Genomic DNA, 15608 nt, shown 5'->3' on the forward strand with positions numbered 1-15608 from the left:
GGCGGGCAGTACGAGGGCGGAAGCCGACAGACAGATCACCGGACGAGAACCGACGGGCAGCACGAGCGGACGAACCGGCCACCGGTCGAGACCCGACGGGCAGGCCACCCGAGTGACAGGCAGCACGGGGCGGGAACCGACAGACGGGCGGAGGGGCGAGAACCGGCGAGCAGCCGCCCGAGTGACGAACGGGCACCGGACGAGAACCGACGGGCAGCACGAGCGGACGAACCGGCCACCGGGGCAGCCCGAAGCCGATCGCTCGGTGAACGCCCCCGCCGCAGCGCCGTCCCCATACCGCGCCGACCGTCGGGCTTCCCGGGTTCCGGGCAACTCGGGAAGCCCGGAGAACCCCGCGCCGCCTCGGCCGCTGCGCAGCGCCGCGGCTCCCTGCGCTCCCCGACTCCCCTCCGTCCCTTCCCTTCCCCGCCCCGCCTTCCCCGATCAGCGCCTCGACCGCGCCGCACGCGCGATCGCGACGACGGCCTTCTCCAGCGCGTACTCCGGGTCGTCGCCGCCCCCCTTGACCCCGGCGTCCGCATCCGCGACCGCCCTCAACGCCATCGCCACGCCGTCCGGTGTCCACCCGCGCATCTGTTGACGCACCCGGTCGATCTTCCACGGCGGCATGCCCAGTTCACGGGCGAGGTCCGCCGGCCGTCCGCCACGCGCCGAGGAGAGCTTGCCGATCGCCCGTACCCCCTGCGCCAGCGCGCTGGTGATCAGCACCGGCGCCACACCGGTCGACAACGACCAGCGCAGGGCTTCGAGTGCCTCCGCCGCCCGCCCCTCGACCGCGCGGTCCGCGACGGTGAAACTCGAAGCCTCCGCACGCCCCGTGTAGTAGCGGGCGACGACCGACTCGTCGATCGTGCCCTCGACGTCCGCGACGAGCTGCGAGACCGCGCTCGCCAGCTCCCGCAGATCGCTGCCGATCGAGTCGACGAGCGCCTGGCACGCCTCGGGCGTCGCGGATCGCCCCAGCGTCCGGAACTCCGCCCGCACGAAGGAGAGCCGCTCGGCAGGCTTGGTCGTCTTCGGGCAGGCGACCTCCCGCGCCCCGGTCTTGCGCGCGGCGTCCAGCAGCCCCTTGCCCTTGGCCCCGCCCGCGTGCAGCAGGACGAGAGTGATCTCCTCGACCGGATCGCCCAGGTACGCCTTGACGTCCTTGACCGTGTCGGCGGAGAGGTCCTGCGCGTTCCGTACGATCACAACCTTGCGCTCGGCGAAGAGCGACGGGCTGGTCAGCTCGGCGAGGGTGCCGGGCTGGAGTTGGTCGGGGGTGAGGTCGCGGACGTCCGTGTCGGGGTCCGCGGCGCGGGCCGCCGCCACCACCTGTGCCACGGCGCGGTCCAGGAGCAGGTCCTCCTGACCCACGGCGAGCGTGAGGGGGGCGAGCGGATCGTCGGTCGAATTCCTTCTGGTGGCCATCGTCGTCCAGCATCCCACGCACCGCTGACAAACCCCCGGGCTCCCTCCCCGGATCCCCCGCCAAAGCGGGCTCCCCGGTGCACGTCGTACGGGAGAATGGGCAGGTGAGCGATGTGAGACATGTGCTGGTGCTGCCCGACCGCGACGCCGCGGAGGAAGTGGCCGAGGAGCTCGGCGACCGTTTCGGAGTGGTCGAAGAGCCCCAGCTCGTACGTGATGCGCTGGCGGGCGAGGACGACGCCGAGGACGCCCAGTGGCTGGTCGTCGTGGAGGACCCGTCGGAGCGACTCGACGCTGCGGCACTCGACGCATTCGCGGCCGAGTACGAGGGCTGGCTCGAAGCGCCCTGAGGGTTGCCTCGTAATCCCTGGCGAGCACGACGGAACGTGTCGGGTGCGACGGAACGTGTCAGGTGGGGCTCGACGGACTCCGGCGCCACTCGACACCGGCCGGTATCCCGGTCGTTCAGGCCTTGGGGACGATCTGCATGTCCAGGTCGATGGAGATGCTGGAGCCGACTGCCGCGATACCTCGGGCCAGCATGGTCTGCCAGGTCAGCGTGAAGTCCTCGCGGTGCAGTTCCGTGGTGGCCCGGCAGGCCGCGCGCGTCTCGCCCTCCAACCCGCTGCCCAGGCCGAGGTACTGGGTGTCCAGGGTGACCGTGCGACTGACGCCGTGCAGAGTGAGCGCACCGGTCACACCCCAGCGGGTACCGCCGCGATGGACGAAGCGGTCGCTGAAGAACTCCATCGTCGGATAGCGGCCGACGTCAAGGAAGTCGCTGGACCGCAGGTGGTCGTCACGCATCTGGACGTTCGTGTCGATCGAAGCGGCGTCGATGACGACGTGCATGGCCGAGTCCTCCATGCGGTCGCCTATCCGCACCGCACCGGCGAAGTTGTTGAACCTGCCGTGGATACGTGCCATGCCGATGTGCCGGGCCGTGAAGCCGATCTGCGAATGCATCGGCTCCACTTCCCATTCCCCCGGGTCGGGCAGCTGCGGCGGCGCGGATATCTGCATGGTCACGTCGCCCAGGCTCGCGTGACCGCCCTCGACGACGGTCGCCGCGCCGTGGAACGGGATGAAGCCCTCGGCCGTGACGGCCAGCCGGTACTCACCGGCCGGAACGGTGGCGAGGACATTGCCGTAGGGGTCCGTCTCACCGCCGAGGACCTTGCGGCCCGCGCTGTCGGTGACCACGAACTCGGCCTGCTGGACGATCTCGTTGACCGGATCGAATACGCGACAGCTGAGCACTCCGGCAGTGCGTGGCACGTCCAGCCCGGCAAGGGCACCGCCCCGCACGGCGCCCGTCGTTTCCCTGTTTCGCAACCAGCGGCCGAACATCTCTTCACTACCCCCTGGGGTGAGTCACCTTGGGGCCTGACGACTGGACGTACGCGTCGGAGCACCGGCCCACCGACGAGCATGCATTCGACCACTCTTGTGGCGTTCGAGGCAAACAGGGCAGCTCGCAGCTGCTTGCGTAGAGGTGTTACCGAAGATCCGAATTGGCCGTTCCTCCGGTGTCGCATCCGCTCCCGCGCCATACCGGTGCGTCGGCCGCGTGCGCCCGAGGCCACCGCTCCCACTGCGGCCAGCGTCAGATCACCCGGCGAATGCGGGAGCGGACTCCCCCGACCGCACGGGCCCCGGCCTCTCGGTGCCTGACCGCTTGAGCCCCGACGACTCGGACCTCGACAGCCTGGGTCCCGCCCACTGGCACCCCAACCACTCGGCCCCCGGCCTCTCGCCCCCGACCGCTCGGGGTCCAACCGTGTGGCCCCCGACCGCGTGGCCGCCGACCGTTTGCGAGCGTCGGATCGGGCCGCGCCACCTGTCCGGCGCAGCACATGTTCACGAGCGGCCCACCGCCCGTAGTCGCGGTCCGGTCCCCGCCACGGCGATCGCACCATCCTTGTCGGTACGCAGCACCCTCGCACCGCCGGCCCCGAGCGCGTCGAGCGTGCGTGGGGCCGGGTGCCCGTACGGGTTGTCCTTGCCCGCACTCACCAGGGCGAGTCCGGGACGCACGCTGCGCAGCAGTGCCGGGTCCTGATGGGCGGAACCGTGATGGGCGACCTTGAGCACGTCCACCGGCGGCAGGGCGGGATATCTGCGCAACAGCCCTTGTTGGGCCGGGGGTTCGAGATCTCCGAGCAGCAACAGGGTCAACCCGCCGGCCCGGACGTACAGGGTGATGCTGGCGTCGTTCGGATCCTGCGGTACGGGCGCGGCCCCCGACATCGGCGAAGTGGCACCGGTCGCCGCGTCGGCCGCCCCCGTTCCGCCCACCGGCCACAGGACCTGCCACTGGAGCGGCCCGATCCGGCGGCGTTCCCCGGGGACGGTCCGGATCAGGGGGACCCCCGACGCGGCGGCCGTTCTCCGGACGAACGCGACCTGTTCCGGCGGCTCGTCCAGGCTCGTCGTCTGAATCGCCCCCACCGCTCTGCCCCGCAATACTCCCGGCAACCCCCGTACGTGGTCCGCGTGAAAGTGCGTGAGGACCAGCAATGGCACCTCGGAGATGCCCAAATCGCTCAGGCACCGGTCGACGAGCCCCGGGTCGGGGCCGGTGTCGACGACCACACCTGCGGCATCCCCCGCGGCCAGCACCAGGGCGTCGCCCTGACCCACGTCGCACATGGCGAACGCCCAGTCCGGGGGCGGCCACCCCGTCAGCACCCGGGTGAGCGGCACCGGGCGCAGCACCGCGAGGACCAGCAGCAGCGCGGCAGCCGTGCAGATCCAGGGGTGGCGCGCCGCGCGACGGGCGAACAACAGCACCAGCGCCGTCAGCCCGGCGAGCAGCACGGCGCCCTTCCCGCCGTCGGGCCAGTCGATCGCCGCACCGGGCAGTCCCGCCCCGGTGCGGGCCACCGAGGCGATCCACCCGGCGGGCCACCCCGCGATCCCGGCGAGCAGTTCTGCCGCGGGCATGGCCACCGGCGCCACGGCGAGCGCGGCGAACCCGAGAACCGTGGCGGGCGCCACCGCGAACTCGGCCAGCAGATTGCACGGGATCGCCACCAGGCTGACCTGCGAGGCGAGCAGCACGACCACCGGCGCGCACACGGCCTGCGCCGCCGCGGCCGCCGCCAGCGCCTCGGAGATCCGGGGCGGCACCCGACGCCGTCGCAACGCGTCGGCCCACGGCGGGGCGATGGTGAGCAGGGCACCGGTGGCCAGCACGGAGAGGACGAAACCATAGCTGCGCGCCATCCACGGGTCGTACAGAACCAGCAGCAGGACCGCCGCGGCCAGTGCGGGGATCAGTGATCTGCGGCGCCCCGTACCGATGGCGAGCAGGGTGATCAGCCCACAGGCCGCAGCGCGCAGCACGCTCGGCTCGGGACGGCAGACGATGACGAAGGCGAGCGTGAGCCCGCCGCCGAGCAACGCGGTCAGCCTCAACGGGATGCCCAGGCGGGGTGCCAGGCCGCGGCGTTCGGCACGCAGCGCGATGCCGGGTGGCCCGATCAGAAGGGCGAGCAGGATCGCCAGATTGGCACCGGAGACCGCCATCAGGTGGGTGAGGTCGGTCGCCCGGAAGGCTTCGTGGAGTTCTGGCGTGAGCCTCGACGTGTCGCCGACGACCAGGCCGGGCAGGAGTGCGCGGGCATCGGGGTCGAGCCGGTCGGTCGCCCGCCGCAGCCCGGCGCGCAGCGCACCTGCCGTGCGGTGGACGGACGAGGGCGGTCCGATGATGCGGGGCGGTCCCTTGCCCTCCGGCCGCAGTACGGCGGCATTGCGCTCCCCTTCGTGCAGGGGCGGTGCCAGCCGACCGCCGATGTGCAGTCGCGTGGAGGGAAGCAGTTGCTGCCACCGGGCCGTCGCCCCGTCGGGCCGGACGATCAGCAGCACGGGCGTCCTCAGCCGCGTGATCGCACCGTCGGGGCCGATCAGCCGGGTGATCTCGGCGTCCATGAGGAGTGAGGCGGGTGTGCTGTGGTCGCCGCGCACCCTGGGCACGGTCTGCCGTGCGTCGGAGGTCACTGTCACCTCCGCCTCGATCCTCGCGAATTGCCGTGCCAGTCCGTGCACCGGCCCCTGTCGGACGTCCGCGCCGTGCAGACCTGCCGACGCGGCCCCGGCCGCCGCACAGAGCAGTGCCGTGGCGGTGGCGGTCACGGTGGTCCGCGCCCGCCACCGACGGCCTGCCGCGCTCCCGTCATCCGCCGGCCCACCCCCGGGGCCGGACCGGTTTCCCCGAAACGCGCGGGGCAACGGCGCTCCCGACCACGCGAGCAGCACCAGCGCCGTACCGACGCAGACCATCACACCCGTCGTCGTCCACCGTCCCGGCGTGCCCAGTGCGAGGGCGGCTCCGGCCCACGCCGCCATGGCCGGTGGGACCAGTCGCAGGTCGGCGGGGCCCTCCTGCCGCGGATCGAGCGCGCCGTGCCGGTGCCTCGAAGCCGGCCGGGTCTCCGGCGGGTTCACGGTCCCACCAGCGGTTGGAGGTCGCTGAACCGCCGGTCGCCGATTCCGTTGACCTCGCGGAGTTCGTCGACGGACCGGAACCCGCCGTGTTGCGTGCGGTAGTCGACGATGTGCTGGGCGAGCACCGGTCCGACACCGGGCAAGGTGTCCAGCTGGTCGACGGTCGCGTTGTTGAGGCTGATCGGTCCGGTCACGGGCCCGGAGCCACCGCCCGTGCCACCGCCCTGCGTGCCGCTGCCGGTGGTGGGTGTGCCGGGCGGGACACCCACCACGATCTGCTCCCCGTCCATGAGCACCCGTGCCCGGTTCAGCCCGGTGAGGTCGACACCGGGCCGCGCCCCGCCTGCCGCCAGCAGCGCGTCCGCGACCCTTGCCCCGGACGGCAGTTGGTGAATGCCCGGATTCCGTACCTTTCCGCTCACATCGACGACGATGTGGGCACCCTGTCCCGTCACCGTCGTCGGTCCGGGCGACGGCTCGGGCACTGCGGAGCCGCCGGGCGCGGAAGTCGATGTCTCTGTGGTCCGGGTGTGTGCGGCCTCGTCGACAAGATCGGGAGCCCGCACGGGGTGGGGTCGGGCCGACCAGAAGTGCATCGTCGCGAACGCCGCGGCCGCGATCAGGACAACGGCCAGCGCGGCAAGGGTCCTTGGCTCCATTCCGCACCTGAGCTGGAGCCAGACCGGAATCCGTTCCCGCACCGCCGGGATCAGTCGTTCCCGCCACCCCGGCTCCCCGGAACCGCTGGCCGGGGCCGTGGCCCGGTGCGAGGCAGGCGCTGATGCGGCGGGCGGAAGCGAGGCCGGCCCCGGGCCGGAGGGCCGCGCCCGGCCCCTGGCCGACGGCGCCCGGCGCCGGACCGGGGTCGCGACGGAGGATGCCGCCTCCGCAACGCCGGGGCTCGCAGCCGAACCCGAACCCGGGCCCGGTGCCGCGGCCGCAGCCGGAGGCGGGGTCGATGCAGCCGATTCGGTGGCGGGGGCCTCGGCCGTCAACACACTTGGCCCTGGCCCCGGCCCGGTGGTCACTGTCGGTCCCGTCGCCGGACGACGGGGCGACGAAGCGGCAGGGTCCGGGCCCTCGAACACCTGAGCAGCGGGGTTCGGTACCGGGAGCGGAACCCGAGAGCCGGAGAGGTCCGACGCCGGTGACGACGCCCCGAGCATGGCCGGGTCCGGGTAGGCGGCGGAGCCCGGAACGGCGCCCCTCCCCGCCGCGGACGGTGCGCCCCGCTCCCCGGCCGCCCCCTCCACGCGCGCGCTCGCCCCTGCCATGAGCGCGTCCGCCCGGCGGCGCGAAGCCGCCGCGACGATGTCCGCACGTCCGCGCGAGGGTCGTTGCCGTCCGGGACCGAGACCGGGACCGCTACGGGCACGCCCCGGTCCGCTGCCGCTTTTGCCGGTTGCACGATGTGTTCGCAGAGCCATGCCTCACGACGGTAGGCACATTCACCCGAACCCGCCGAGCCACCTCGATTCCGGTGGACAACCGACTGATTGTGGACAACTCGGCCACCCCGAGGAGTGATGTGGTGCCCCTCCCGGCACCGCAGCCGACACACGGCCGGGACGCCCGGGACGGAGCCGGCCTCAGCGCGGCGAGACCACCGCTCCGAGCAGGCCGGGACCGGTGTGCGCGCCGATCACCGCGCCCACCTCGCTGACATGCAGGTCGACCAGCCCGGGCACACGCTCGCGCAGCCGCTCGGCGAGCCGCTCCGCCCGCTCCGGCGCCGCCAGGTGATGCACGGCGACATCCACCTGCCCGCCGCCCGCCCTCTCCGTGACGATCTCCTCCAGGCGGGCGATCGCCTTCGACGCCGTCCGTACCTTCTCCAGCAGTTCGATACGGCCGGCGTCGAGTTGGAGGAGGGGCTTCACAGCGAGTGCCGATCCCAGCAGCGCCTGCGCGGCACCGATGCGGCCGCCGCGCCGCAGGTAGTCCAACGTGTCGACATAGAAGTACGCGGACGTGTCCGCGGCACGCTTCTCCGCGGCTGCGACGGCCTCGTCCAGGCTTCCGCCCGCCTGCACCGTCTCGGCCGCCGTCAGGGCGCAGAATCCGAGGGCCATGGCGACCATCCCGGTGTCCACCACCCGCACCGGAATCGGCGCGTCCGCCGCGGCGAGCAATGCGGCGTCGTACGTGCCCGACATCTCCGCCGAGAGGTGCAACGAGACGAGGCCGTCGGCACCGGCGTCGGCTGCCGCCCGGTACGCGGCCGCGAAGACCTCGGGACCGGGACGGGATGTCGTCACGGGGCGGCGCTTCTGGAGCGCGACCGCGAGCGAACGAGCGGAGAGCTCTGTGCCGTCCTCCAGGGCCTGATCGCCGAGGACGACGGTCAACGGCACCGCGGTGATGCCGTGCCGCTCCAGCGCCTCGGGGGGCAGGTAGGCCGTGGAATCGGTAACGATCGCGACATGGCGGGACATGAGCGGGAGGTTACCTGGCAAGCCCTCCGAGTGGCAGTCCGACCCCGGCCGACCCGACGCCCGGGGCCGTTCCGGCTTGTGCCCGCCCGTTCACGGACGGCCATGCCCGTCGGCCGCGGGACGGGACACGTCAGTTCGTCGTCTCGGGCCTTGTCGCCTTCTGCCACGAGTACGCGGTCCGGTGGCGTGGGTCCGGGGCCGCTATCGCCCGGCTCACCCGGTCCCCCTGTCCATGCCCCTCCCGACTGCCGCGCCGCTCGGGCCCCTGCGCCCGGCTTTCGTCCTGCGGACTGTTCTGCCCACGGGCGGACTCGTCCGATCCGTCCGTCCAATGCCTGAGGGCCCCGGCCTCCATGTCGATCTGCGCGTTCAACGCGTCGAGGTCGTCGTCGACGAAATGCTGTGCCCGGTCCCGCGCCGCCCACCGCAAGGAATCCGCCGAGTGCGTGATCCGCTCCGTGCGCTCCCTCAGCCCGGGGAGCAACGAGGCGACCGTGGCCCGGTCCGGCTCGCGCTCCAGTCTCCTCAGCTCGTCGTCGAGCACGTGTCCGTGCGCGCTCAGGCGCCGGAAGAGGTCCAGCGACTCGGAGAGCGAGGCGTCCTCGGCGACCCCCGTCCGCAACGCCTCCTGTGTGGCCCGCATGGAGGTACGCAACGAGAGCCGCAACTGCGCCAGCTCTCCGCCCACTCCCGTGGCGCCGTAGCTCTTCGCCCGCAGCGAGGCGTCCTCGACCGTGCGGCGTGCCTGAGTGATCGTGCGGTCCACACCCCGCTTCGCCACACCGATGGCTTTGACGCTCACGTACACGCTCAGCGCGATGAAAGCGAAAAAGAGCAACCCCAGAATCAGGATCACGGCTTCCATGAGCGCCCCTCGGATGTCGTATCGGCTGCCGGCCCCTCCACCGTAAACGGAAAAGGCAGGCCGAGGGTTCCTTCGGAACCCCCAACCTGCCCGTAGGGGAAGGCCCCCACTCGCACAGACGCAGCGGTCGAGCCGACGGACGCGGCGGCCGTCCCGCGCCGCCGGAGCCGGATGCCACGGCACCGGCGCGGGCCGGCGCGGCCTCGCCGGGACGTCACCGTCCCGGCATCGGCGCCGTCACCGCACTCACGCGGTCACGACCACCACCCCGCCGACCCGATCGACGCCGTCACGCCGGAACGATGTTGACCAGCTTCGGAGCACGCACGATCACCTTGCGGATTCCCGCGCCGTCCAGCGCCGCGACCACGGCCGGGTCGGCCAGGGCCAGCGCCTCCAGTTCCTCGTCCGTGATCGACGGAGAGATCTCCAGGCGCGCCTTGACCTTGCCCTTGACCTGTACGACACAGGTCACGGTCTCGTCCACCACGTACGAGGGATCGGCGACCGGGAAGTCCTGGTGCACGACGGACTCGGTGTGACCCAGTCGACGCCACAGCTCCTCCGCGATGTGCGGCGCCAGCGGCGCCACCAGCAGCACCAGCGGCTCGGCGACGGACCGGGGCAGCGGGCCGCCCGCCTTGGTCAGGTGATTGTTCAGCTCGGTCACCTTGGCGATGGCCGTGTTGAAGCGCATCCCTGCCATGTCCTTGGCAACCCCGTCGATCGCCTTGTGCAGCGCACGCAGCGTCTCCTCGCCCGGCTCCGTGTCGACGACCGTGACCTCACCGGTCTCCTCGTCGACGACGTTGCGCCACAGGCGCTGCAGCAGTCGGTACTGGCCGACGACGGCACGTGTGTCCCACGGCCGCGACACGTCCAGCGGGCCCATCGCCATCTCGTACAGGCGCAGTGTGTCCGCCCCGTACTCGGCGCAGATCTCGTCCGGCGTCACGGCGTTCTTCAGCGACTTGCCCATCTTGCCCAGGACGCGGCTGACCTTCTCGCCCTGGTAGAAGAACTTTCCGTCGCGCTCCTCGACCTCGGCCGCCGGAACCGCGATGCCCCGGCCGTCCCGGTAGACGTATGCCTGGATCATGCCCTGGTTGTACAGCTTGTGGAACGGCTCGGCGGACGAGATGTGCCCCAGGTCGTGCAGCACCTTGGACCAGAAGCGCGCGTACAGCAGGTGCAGAACGGCATGCTCGGCACCACCCACGTACAGGTCGACGCCGCCGGTCGGCTGCCCCTCGCGCGGGCCCATCCAGTACTGCTCGATCGCCGGGTCGACCAGCTTCTGTTCGTTGTTCGGGTCCAGGTAGCGCAGCTCGTACCAACAGGATCCCGCCCAGTTGGGCATGGTGTTGGTCTCGCGGCGGTACTTCCTGGGGCCGTTGCCGTCACCCAGGTCCAGAGTGACGTTGACCCAGTCGGAGTTCCGGGACAGCGGGGTCTCGGGCTGGGTGTCCGCGTCGTCCGGGTCGAAGGTGCGCGGCGAGTAGTCGTCGACCTCCGGCAGCTCCAGGGGCAGCATCGAATCGGGCAGCGGGTGGGCGACGCCGTCCTCGTCGTAGACGATCGGGAACGGCTCGCCCCAGTAGCGCTGGCGGCTGAACAGCCAGTCGCGCAGCCGGAAGTTGACGGTGCCCTCGCCGGCGCCGTGCCCCTTCAGCCACTCGGTGATCTTCGCCTTGGCCTCGACGACGCCCAGACCGTCCAGCGAGATCTCGTCGTTGGCGGAGTTGACCAGCTTCGCGTCGTACGAACCGAAGGCGTCGTCCCAGGTCGAGGGATCGGTCCCGCGGTCGTCCGACGGCTCGACGACGCAGCGCATCGGCAGCTCGAAGGCGCGCGCGAAGGCGAAGTCACGCGCGTCGTGCGCCGGCACGGCCATGATCGCGCCGGTGCCGTAGCCCATCAGCACATAGTCGGCGATGAAGACGGGGACCTTCTCGCCGCTGACCGGGTTGGTGGCGTACGCGCCGGTGAAGACACCGGTCTTGTCCTTGGCCTCGGCCTGCCGCTCCACGTCGGACTTGGCCGCGGCCTGCTTGCGGTAGGCGGCGACGGCGTCGGCCGGGGTGGCGTGCCCGCCGGTCCACACCGGGTGGGTGCCCTCGGGCCAGGCGGCCGGAACGATCTGCTCGACCAGCTCGTGCTCGGGTGCCAGCACCATGTACGTGGCGCCGAACAGGGTGTCCTGGCGGGTGGTGAAGACGGTGACGGCATCGGCTCCGTCGACCGGGAAGTCGACACGCGCGCCCTCGGAACGCCCGATCCAGTTGCGCTGCTGCAGCTTGATGGCCTCGGGCCAGTCCAGCCCGTCCAGGTCGTTCAGCAGCCGGTCGGCGTAGGCCGTGATGCGCATGTTCCACTGGCGCAGCTTGGCCTTGAAGACCGGGAAGTTCCCGCGCTCGGAGCGACCGTCCGCGGTCACCTCCTCGTTGGCCAGCACGGTACCCAGGCCGGGCGACCAGTTGACCGGCGCGTCGGAGGCGTACGCCAGGCGGTACCCGCTCAGGACGTCCGCGCGCTCGACGGCGCTCAGCGCGCTCCAGTCACGGCCGTCCGGGGTGGGACGGGCTCCGCTCTCGAACTGTGCGACCAGTTCGTCGATCGGGCGGGCCCGGTCGGCCTCGGTGTCGTACCAGGAGTTGAAGATCTGCAGGAAGATCCACTGGGTCCACTTGTAGTACTCCGACTCGATCGTGGCGAACGAGCGGCGCTTGTCGTGGCCCAGTCCCAGCCGGCGCAGCTGGGCGGTCATGTTCTTGATGTTGGCCTCGGTGGAGACCCGCGGGTGCGTGCCGGTCTGCACGGCGTACTGCTCCGCGGGCAGCCCGAAGGCGTCGAAGCCCAGGGTGTGCAGGACGTTGTGCCCGGTCATCCGCTGGTGGCGCGCGAAGACGTCGGTGGCGATGTAGCCCAGGGGGTGACCGACGTGCAGGCCCGCACCGGAGGGGTACGGGAACATGTCCATGATGAACTTCTTCGGCCTGGCGGCCAGTTCCGGATCACCCGCCAGGTCACCGCTCGGGTTCGGCGCCGCGTACGTTCCCTCGGCGTCCCAGAAGTCCTGCCAGCGTGCCTCGATGTCGGCGGCCATCGCCGCCGTGTAGCGGTGCGGCGCAGCCGTCTCGGCTGCGGAATTCGTCTCGCTCATGATCCTCAAAGCTCCATCGATCGTCATCTGCCGGCGCCCACGTCTACGGACACACGTCTACGGAAACGAAAAATCCCCTCGCACAGGAGGGGACGCCGCGCCGATTCCGACCAGGCATTCTCACCGGTCGGGACTGATCAGCGCGGCTCGCTAAGCAGAAGGCGTACGGCACGCATGGCGCCAGGGTACCGCACGGTCCCGGATCGGGGCCGGGCCCGACCGAACCGTGGACGGGTGCCGAACCGCGAAGAGGCGCCGGGATGCCCTTCGCGGCGGCCGTCGGCCACCGATCCCGGCCGCATCCGCCCGCGCCGTTTCTCCGTGGCGGCACCTCTGACATGCCTGCGGAACGGCTCATCACGGATGAGTCGCACAACGGAACAGCCGCACATGCGGAAAGCGGGCCACCCTGTGAGGATGACCCGCTTCTCGTTCTCCGATGTGGAGCTAAGGAGAATTGAACTCCTGACCTCCTGCATGCCATGCAGGCGCTCTACCAACTGAGCTATAGCCCCGTGTTGTGCACCGCCCGGTTCCCCGTGGCGACATCGAGAACATTACCGGTGACCCCGCCGGTCCACCAAATCGATTCCGGTCCGACCGGTCGCGGCCCGATGCGCACGGCCGCAGAGAGCCGCGGAGCGAGGGTTCACGCGGTGGCGAAGGAGTAGAAGCGCTTGAGCGTGCAGTGCTCCTCCAGGAGCCGCCCGTAGATCGGCTCCCCCTCCAGCTCCCGGTAGGTCTCGATGGGGTCGCCCTTTATGATCAGCGCCCGCGCGCATTCCTCGCACCAGTACTGGTACTCGGGGTTGATCGGATCCATGTCCCTGACGATGGGCGTGCCGCTGCCGCACCAGTCGCACTTCCGCCTGTGTGCACCCATGAATCAGCTCCGGCCTCGATCGCCGACCGTACGCGGTAGGGAGACCGGGCCGTGGCCACCGGGAGACCCGGCCGCACCGGGTGGGCCGCCGACAGGACGGTGGACGCGGGCACGGTTTTCGGGGACGAGGGGCCGGTCCGGGACCTCGTGGCGACTCGCAGGCATCGCGCGGTCCCTCCCGTTCGGTCCGTAGCCCCCTCCGGCGTTCCGATTCTGCCATGACCTCGCAAGAGCGCGGCTCGCTCGCGTGTCCGTGCGGTCACCGACGGCCGCCGAGGCCCGTCGGCACGACCGTGCGACGTCTCCGGAGCCCCGTCGCGTACCGGTGCCGCAAGCCCCGGCACACGCGCCCCGGCGCGAATGCGGCCCGGGGCAGGGGCTCTTGGCGCCGCTCGGCCACTGTCGGCACCGATGCCTCCGGCGTCCGGCCGTCGGTGGATCCGGCCATCGGCGTCGCAGGCGCGCACCGGGCGGCGACGCCCGTCGGTTCCCGCACGGGGTGTCGACTCCCGTACGGGGCGCCTGCGTCGAGGACGGTCGACGATGACCACGTGTCAACTGACCGCAGGCCGCGACGCCCGGGCACCGTTCCCGGGGCCGCCCCCTGGAAGGCGGAACACGGAGAGGAGCAGGGGGAGCAGGGGGAAGCACGGAGGGAAGCACAGAACGAAAGGATCCCGCCCCCTGACAGGGGCGGGATCCTTGATTGTGGAGCTAAGGAGAATTGAACTCCTGACCTCCTGCATGCCATGCAGGCGCTCTACCAACTGAGCTATAGCCCCGCTGTTCGCCGTGTTTCTCTGCGCTCCCGCGCTGCGAACAAGAAGAACTTTAGCCTGTGACCTGCCAGAAAGTGAAATCCGGCGGTCCATCGCCACGAGCGGGCCCCGACGCTCCCGAACCCGGCCGCCCGGAGGCCGCCGAGAACCGGATGCCGAGAGCCGGAGCCGGGCATCCCGGCGTCCCGGGACCGGGCGGGCGAACAGCCCTCAGGTGTCGTCGCCGAGCACCGGCTCGGGCAGCGTGCCGGCATTGTGCTCCAGCAGACGCCAGCCGCGGGCGCCCTCACCCAGCACCGACCAGCAGCAGTTGGAGAGCCCGCCCAGCCCTTCCCAGTGGTGCGACTCCAGGCCCAGCAGTCGGCCGATGGTGGTGCGGATGGTGCCACCGTGACTGACTACGACGAGCGTGCCGCTGTCGGGCAGCTTGTCGGCATGTTTGAGGACGACCGGGGCCGCCCGGTCGGCGACCTCGGTCTCCAGCTCCCCGCCACCGCGGCGCACCGGCTCACCGCGTTTCCACGCGGCGTACTGCTCGCCGTACTGCCCGATGATCTCCTCATGGGTGAGGCCCTGCCAGGCTCCGGCGTAGGTCTCCCGCAGTCCCGCGTCGTGCGCGACCTCCAGGCTGGTGATCGCGGCGAGCTCGGCCGCCGTGGCGGCCGCCCGTCGCAGATCCGAGGCGACGATCGCGTGCGGCTTCAGCGAGGCGAGCAGCCGGGCGGCCCGTCGGGCCTGCCCCACGCCCGTCTCGGTGAGGGCGATGTCCAAGGAGCCCTGGAACCGGCGCTCCAGGTTCCATGCCGTCTGACCGTGCCGCCAGAGAACGATCTTGCGACCCCTGCCGGTTCCGCCGGCGCTCAGCTCTGCTCACCTTCCGTACCGCCGGTGAGCCGCGCGTGCTCCTCGGCCTTGCCCCGGGTCTTGACGGCGTCCTCGGGGAGCGCGATCTCGGGGCAGTCCTTCCAGAGCCGCTCCAGCGCGTAGAAGACGCGTTCCTCGCTGTGCTGGACGTGGATGACGATGTCGACGTAGTCGAGCAGGATCCAGCGGGCGTCGCGGTCGCCCTCGCGGCGTACCGGCTTGGCGCCGAGTTCCTTCTGGATCCGCTCCTCGATCTCGTCGACGATGGACTTGACCTGGCGGTCGTTGGGTGCCGAGGCCAGCAGGAAGGCATCCGTGATCGACAGCACATCGCTGACGTCGTACGCGATGATGTCGTGCGCGAGCCGGTCGGCGGCGGCCTGGGCGGCGGTGTTGATGAGCTCGATGGAGCGGTCCGTAGCGGTCACAAGCAGGCTTTCGTCGACGGGCGGATCAACCTCGGGGAGGTTGCTGGGGGCCTCTGGGAGGCTGCTGAACGTTCCCGGCCGGATCGGCCTGCGGCACCGGTGCGTACGACCGGGGCCGCCGGGACGGTCCCCCGGTCAAACCGCCGGGCCGTTCGGACAACGCCGCAGACGTACACGCCGGGCGTCGGAGGTCCGGCCGGAATCTTCAGCACCCCCTAGGGTCTCACGGACCGCCGACAGCCCACACAAACACGCGTTCTCCCTCGAGGTCGGCATCGGCCGGGGCTGCCGGGGTGGTCGAGGGCCGGACG

The 15608-nt window shown here is 71.4% G+C and carries 11 protein-coding genes and 2 tRNA genes; 1 reads left to right on the forward strand and 12 read right to left on the reverse strand.

Features of this window, described 5'->3' with window-relative positions; genetic code table 11:
* Positions 1-444: 444 nt before the first annotated feature.
* Positions 445-1431: a DNA polymerase III subunit delta gene (gene holA / locus ACFC79_RS05230; protein WP_376235412.1), complete on the reverse strand. Its 987-nt coding sequence runs from the start codon at positions 1429-1431 to the stop codon at positions 445-447.
* Positions 1432-1535: 104 nt separating this feature from the next.
* Between holA and ACFC79_RS05235 the strand changes: the two genes are divergently transcribed.
* Positions 1536-1781, forward strand: a complete 246-nt coding sequence (locus ACFC79_RS05235; RefSeq protein WP_376235415.1) for a hypothetical protein — start codon at positions 1536-1538, stop codon at positions 1779-1781.
* Positions 1782-1896: 115 nt separating this feature from the next.
* Here ACFC79_RS05235 and ACFC79_RS05240 read toward each other — a convergent pair whose 3' ends face one another.
* The 11 genes from ACFC79_RS05240 to rsfS form a co-directional block, all read right to left on the reverse strand.
* Entirely contained in the window at positions 1897-2781 is an 885-nt protein-coding gene (locus ACFC79_RS05240) for a YceI family protein (protein ID WP_376235417.1), read from the reverse strand.
* Positions 2782-3291: 510 nt separating this feature from the next.
* Positions 3292-5781, reverse strand: a complete 2490-nt coding sequence (locus ACFC79_RS05245; protein WP_376235820.1) for a ComEC/Rec2 family competence protein — start codon at positions 5779-5781, stop codon at positions 3292-3294.
* A 95-nt stretch (positions 5782-5876) separates the two neighbouring features.
* Positions 5877-6539, reverse strand: coding sequence for a ComEA family DNA-binding protein (locus ACFC79_RS05250; protein WP_376235420.1), 663 nt, complete (start codon positions 6537-6539; stop codon positions 5877-5879).
* Between the two features lie 930 nt (positions 6540-7469).
* Positions 7470-8315, reverse strand: a complete 846-nt coding sequence (locus ACFC79_RS05255; RefSeq protein ID WP_376235422.1) for a DegV family protein — start codon at positions 8313-8315, stop codon at positions 7470-7472.
* Positions 8316-8445: 130 nt separating this feature from the next.
* Positions 8446-9180, reverse strand: a complete 735-nt coding sequence (locus tag ACFC79_RS05260; protein ID WP_376235423.1) for a hypothetical protein — start codon at positions 9178-9180, stop codon at positions 8446-8448.
* 289 nt (positions 9181-9469) lie between these two features.
* Positions 9470-12343, reverse strand: coding sequence for a leucine--tRNA ligase (gene leuS, locus ACFC79_RS05265; RefSeq protein WP_376235426.1), 2874 nt, complete (start codon positions 12341-12343; stop codon positions 9470-9472).
* Between the two features lie 442 nt (positions 12344-12785).
* A tRNA-Ala gene (locus ACFC79_RS05270) sits at positions 12786-12858 on the reverse strand.
* A 134-nt stretch (positions 12859-12992) separates the two neighbouring features.
* The gene (locus ACFC79_RS05275; protein ID WP_015608461.1) at positions 12993-13226 is read right to left on the reverse strand and encodes a hypothetical protein; all 234 of its coding nucleotides are present in this window, start codon (positions 13224-13226) and stop codon (positions 12993-12995) included.
* 709 nt (positions 13227-13935) lie between these two features.
* Positions 13936-14008: transfer RNA gene (locus tag ACFC79_RS05280), tRNA-Ala, on the reverse strand.
* Positions 14009-14215: 207 nt separating this feature from the next.
* Positions 14216-14869: a histidine phosphatase family protein gene (locus ACFC79_RS05285; protein WP_376235822.1), complete on the reverse strand. Its 654-nt coding sequence runs from the start codon at positions 14867-14869 to the stop codon at positions 14216-14218.
* Positions 14866-15297, reverse strand: a complete 432-nt coding sequence (gene rsfS, locus ACFC79_RS05290) for a ribosome silencing factor (RefSeq protein ID WP_376235429.1) — start codon at positions 15295-15297, stop codon at positions 14866-14868. The genes ACFC79_RS05285 and rsfS overlap by 4 nt, the downstream gene beginning before the upstream one ends.
* Positions 15298-15608: the final 311 nt, after the last annotated feature.

Origin of the sequence: Streptomyces sp. NPDC056061 (genome assembly GCF_042266885.1) — a bacterium.
Classification (GTDB): domain Bacteria; phylum Actinomycetota; class Actinomycetes; order Streptomycetales; family Streptomycetaceae; genus Streptomyces.

Excerpts from the sequence above, each read along its gene's own strand:
- ACFC79_RS05255 (WP_376235422.1), bottom strand. The coding sequence starts at position 8,315 with ATGTCCCGCCATGTCGCGATCGTTACCGATTCCACGGCCTACCTGCCC.
- ACFC79_RS05250 (WP_376235420.1), bottom strand. The coding sequence starts at position 6,539 with ATGGAGCCAAGGACCCTTGCCGCGCTGGCCGTTGTCCTGATCGCGGCC.
- leuS (WP_376235426.1), bottom strand. The coding sequence starts at position 12,343 with ATGAGCGAGACGAATTCCGCAGCCGAGACGGCTGCGCCGCACCGCTAC.
- ACFC79_RS05275 (WP_015608461.1), bottom strand. The coding sequence starts at position 13,226 with ATGGGTGCACACAGGCGGAAGTGCGACTGGTGCGGCAGCGGCACGCCC.
- ACFC79_RS05245 (WP_376235820.1), bottom strand. The coding sequence starts at position 5,781 with ATGGCGGCGTGGGCCGGAGCCGCCCTCGCACTGGGCACGCCGGGACGG.
- ACFC79_RS05240 (WP_376235417.1), bottom strand. The coding sequence starts at position 2,781 with ATGTTCGGCCGCTGGTTGCGAAACAGGGAAACGACGGGCGCCGTGCGG.
- ACFC79_RS05260 (WP_376235423.1), bottom strand. The coding sequence starts at position 9,180 with ATGGAAGCCGTGATCCTGATTCTGGGGTTGCTCTTTTTCGCTTTCATC.
- holA (WP_376235412.1), bottom strand. The coding sequence starts at position 1,431 with ATGGCCACCAGAAGGAATTCGACCGACGATCCGCTCGCCCCCCTCACG.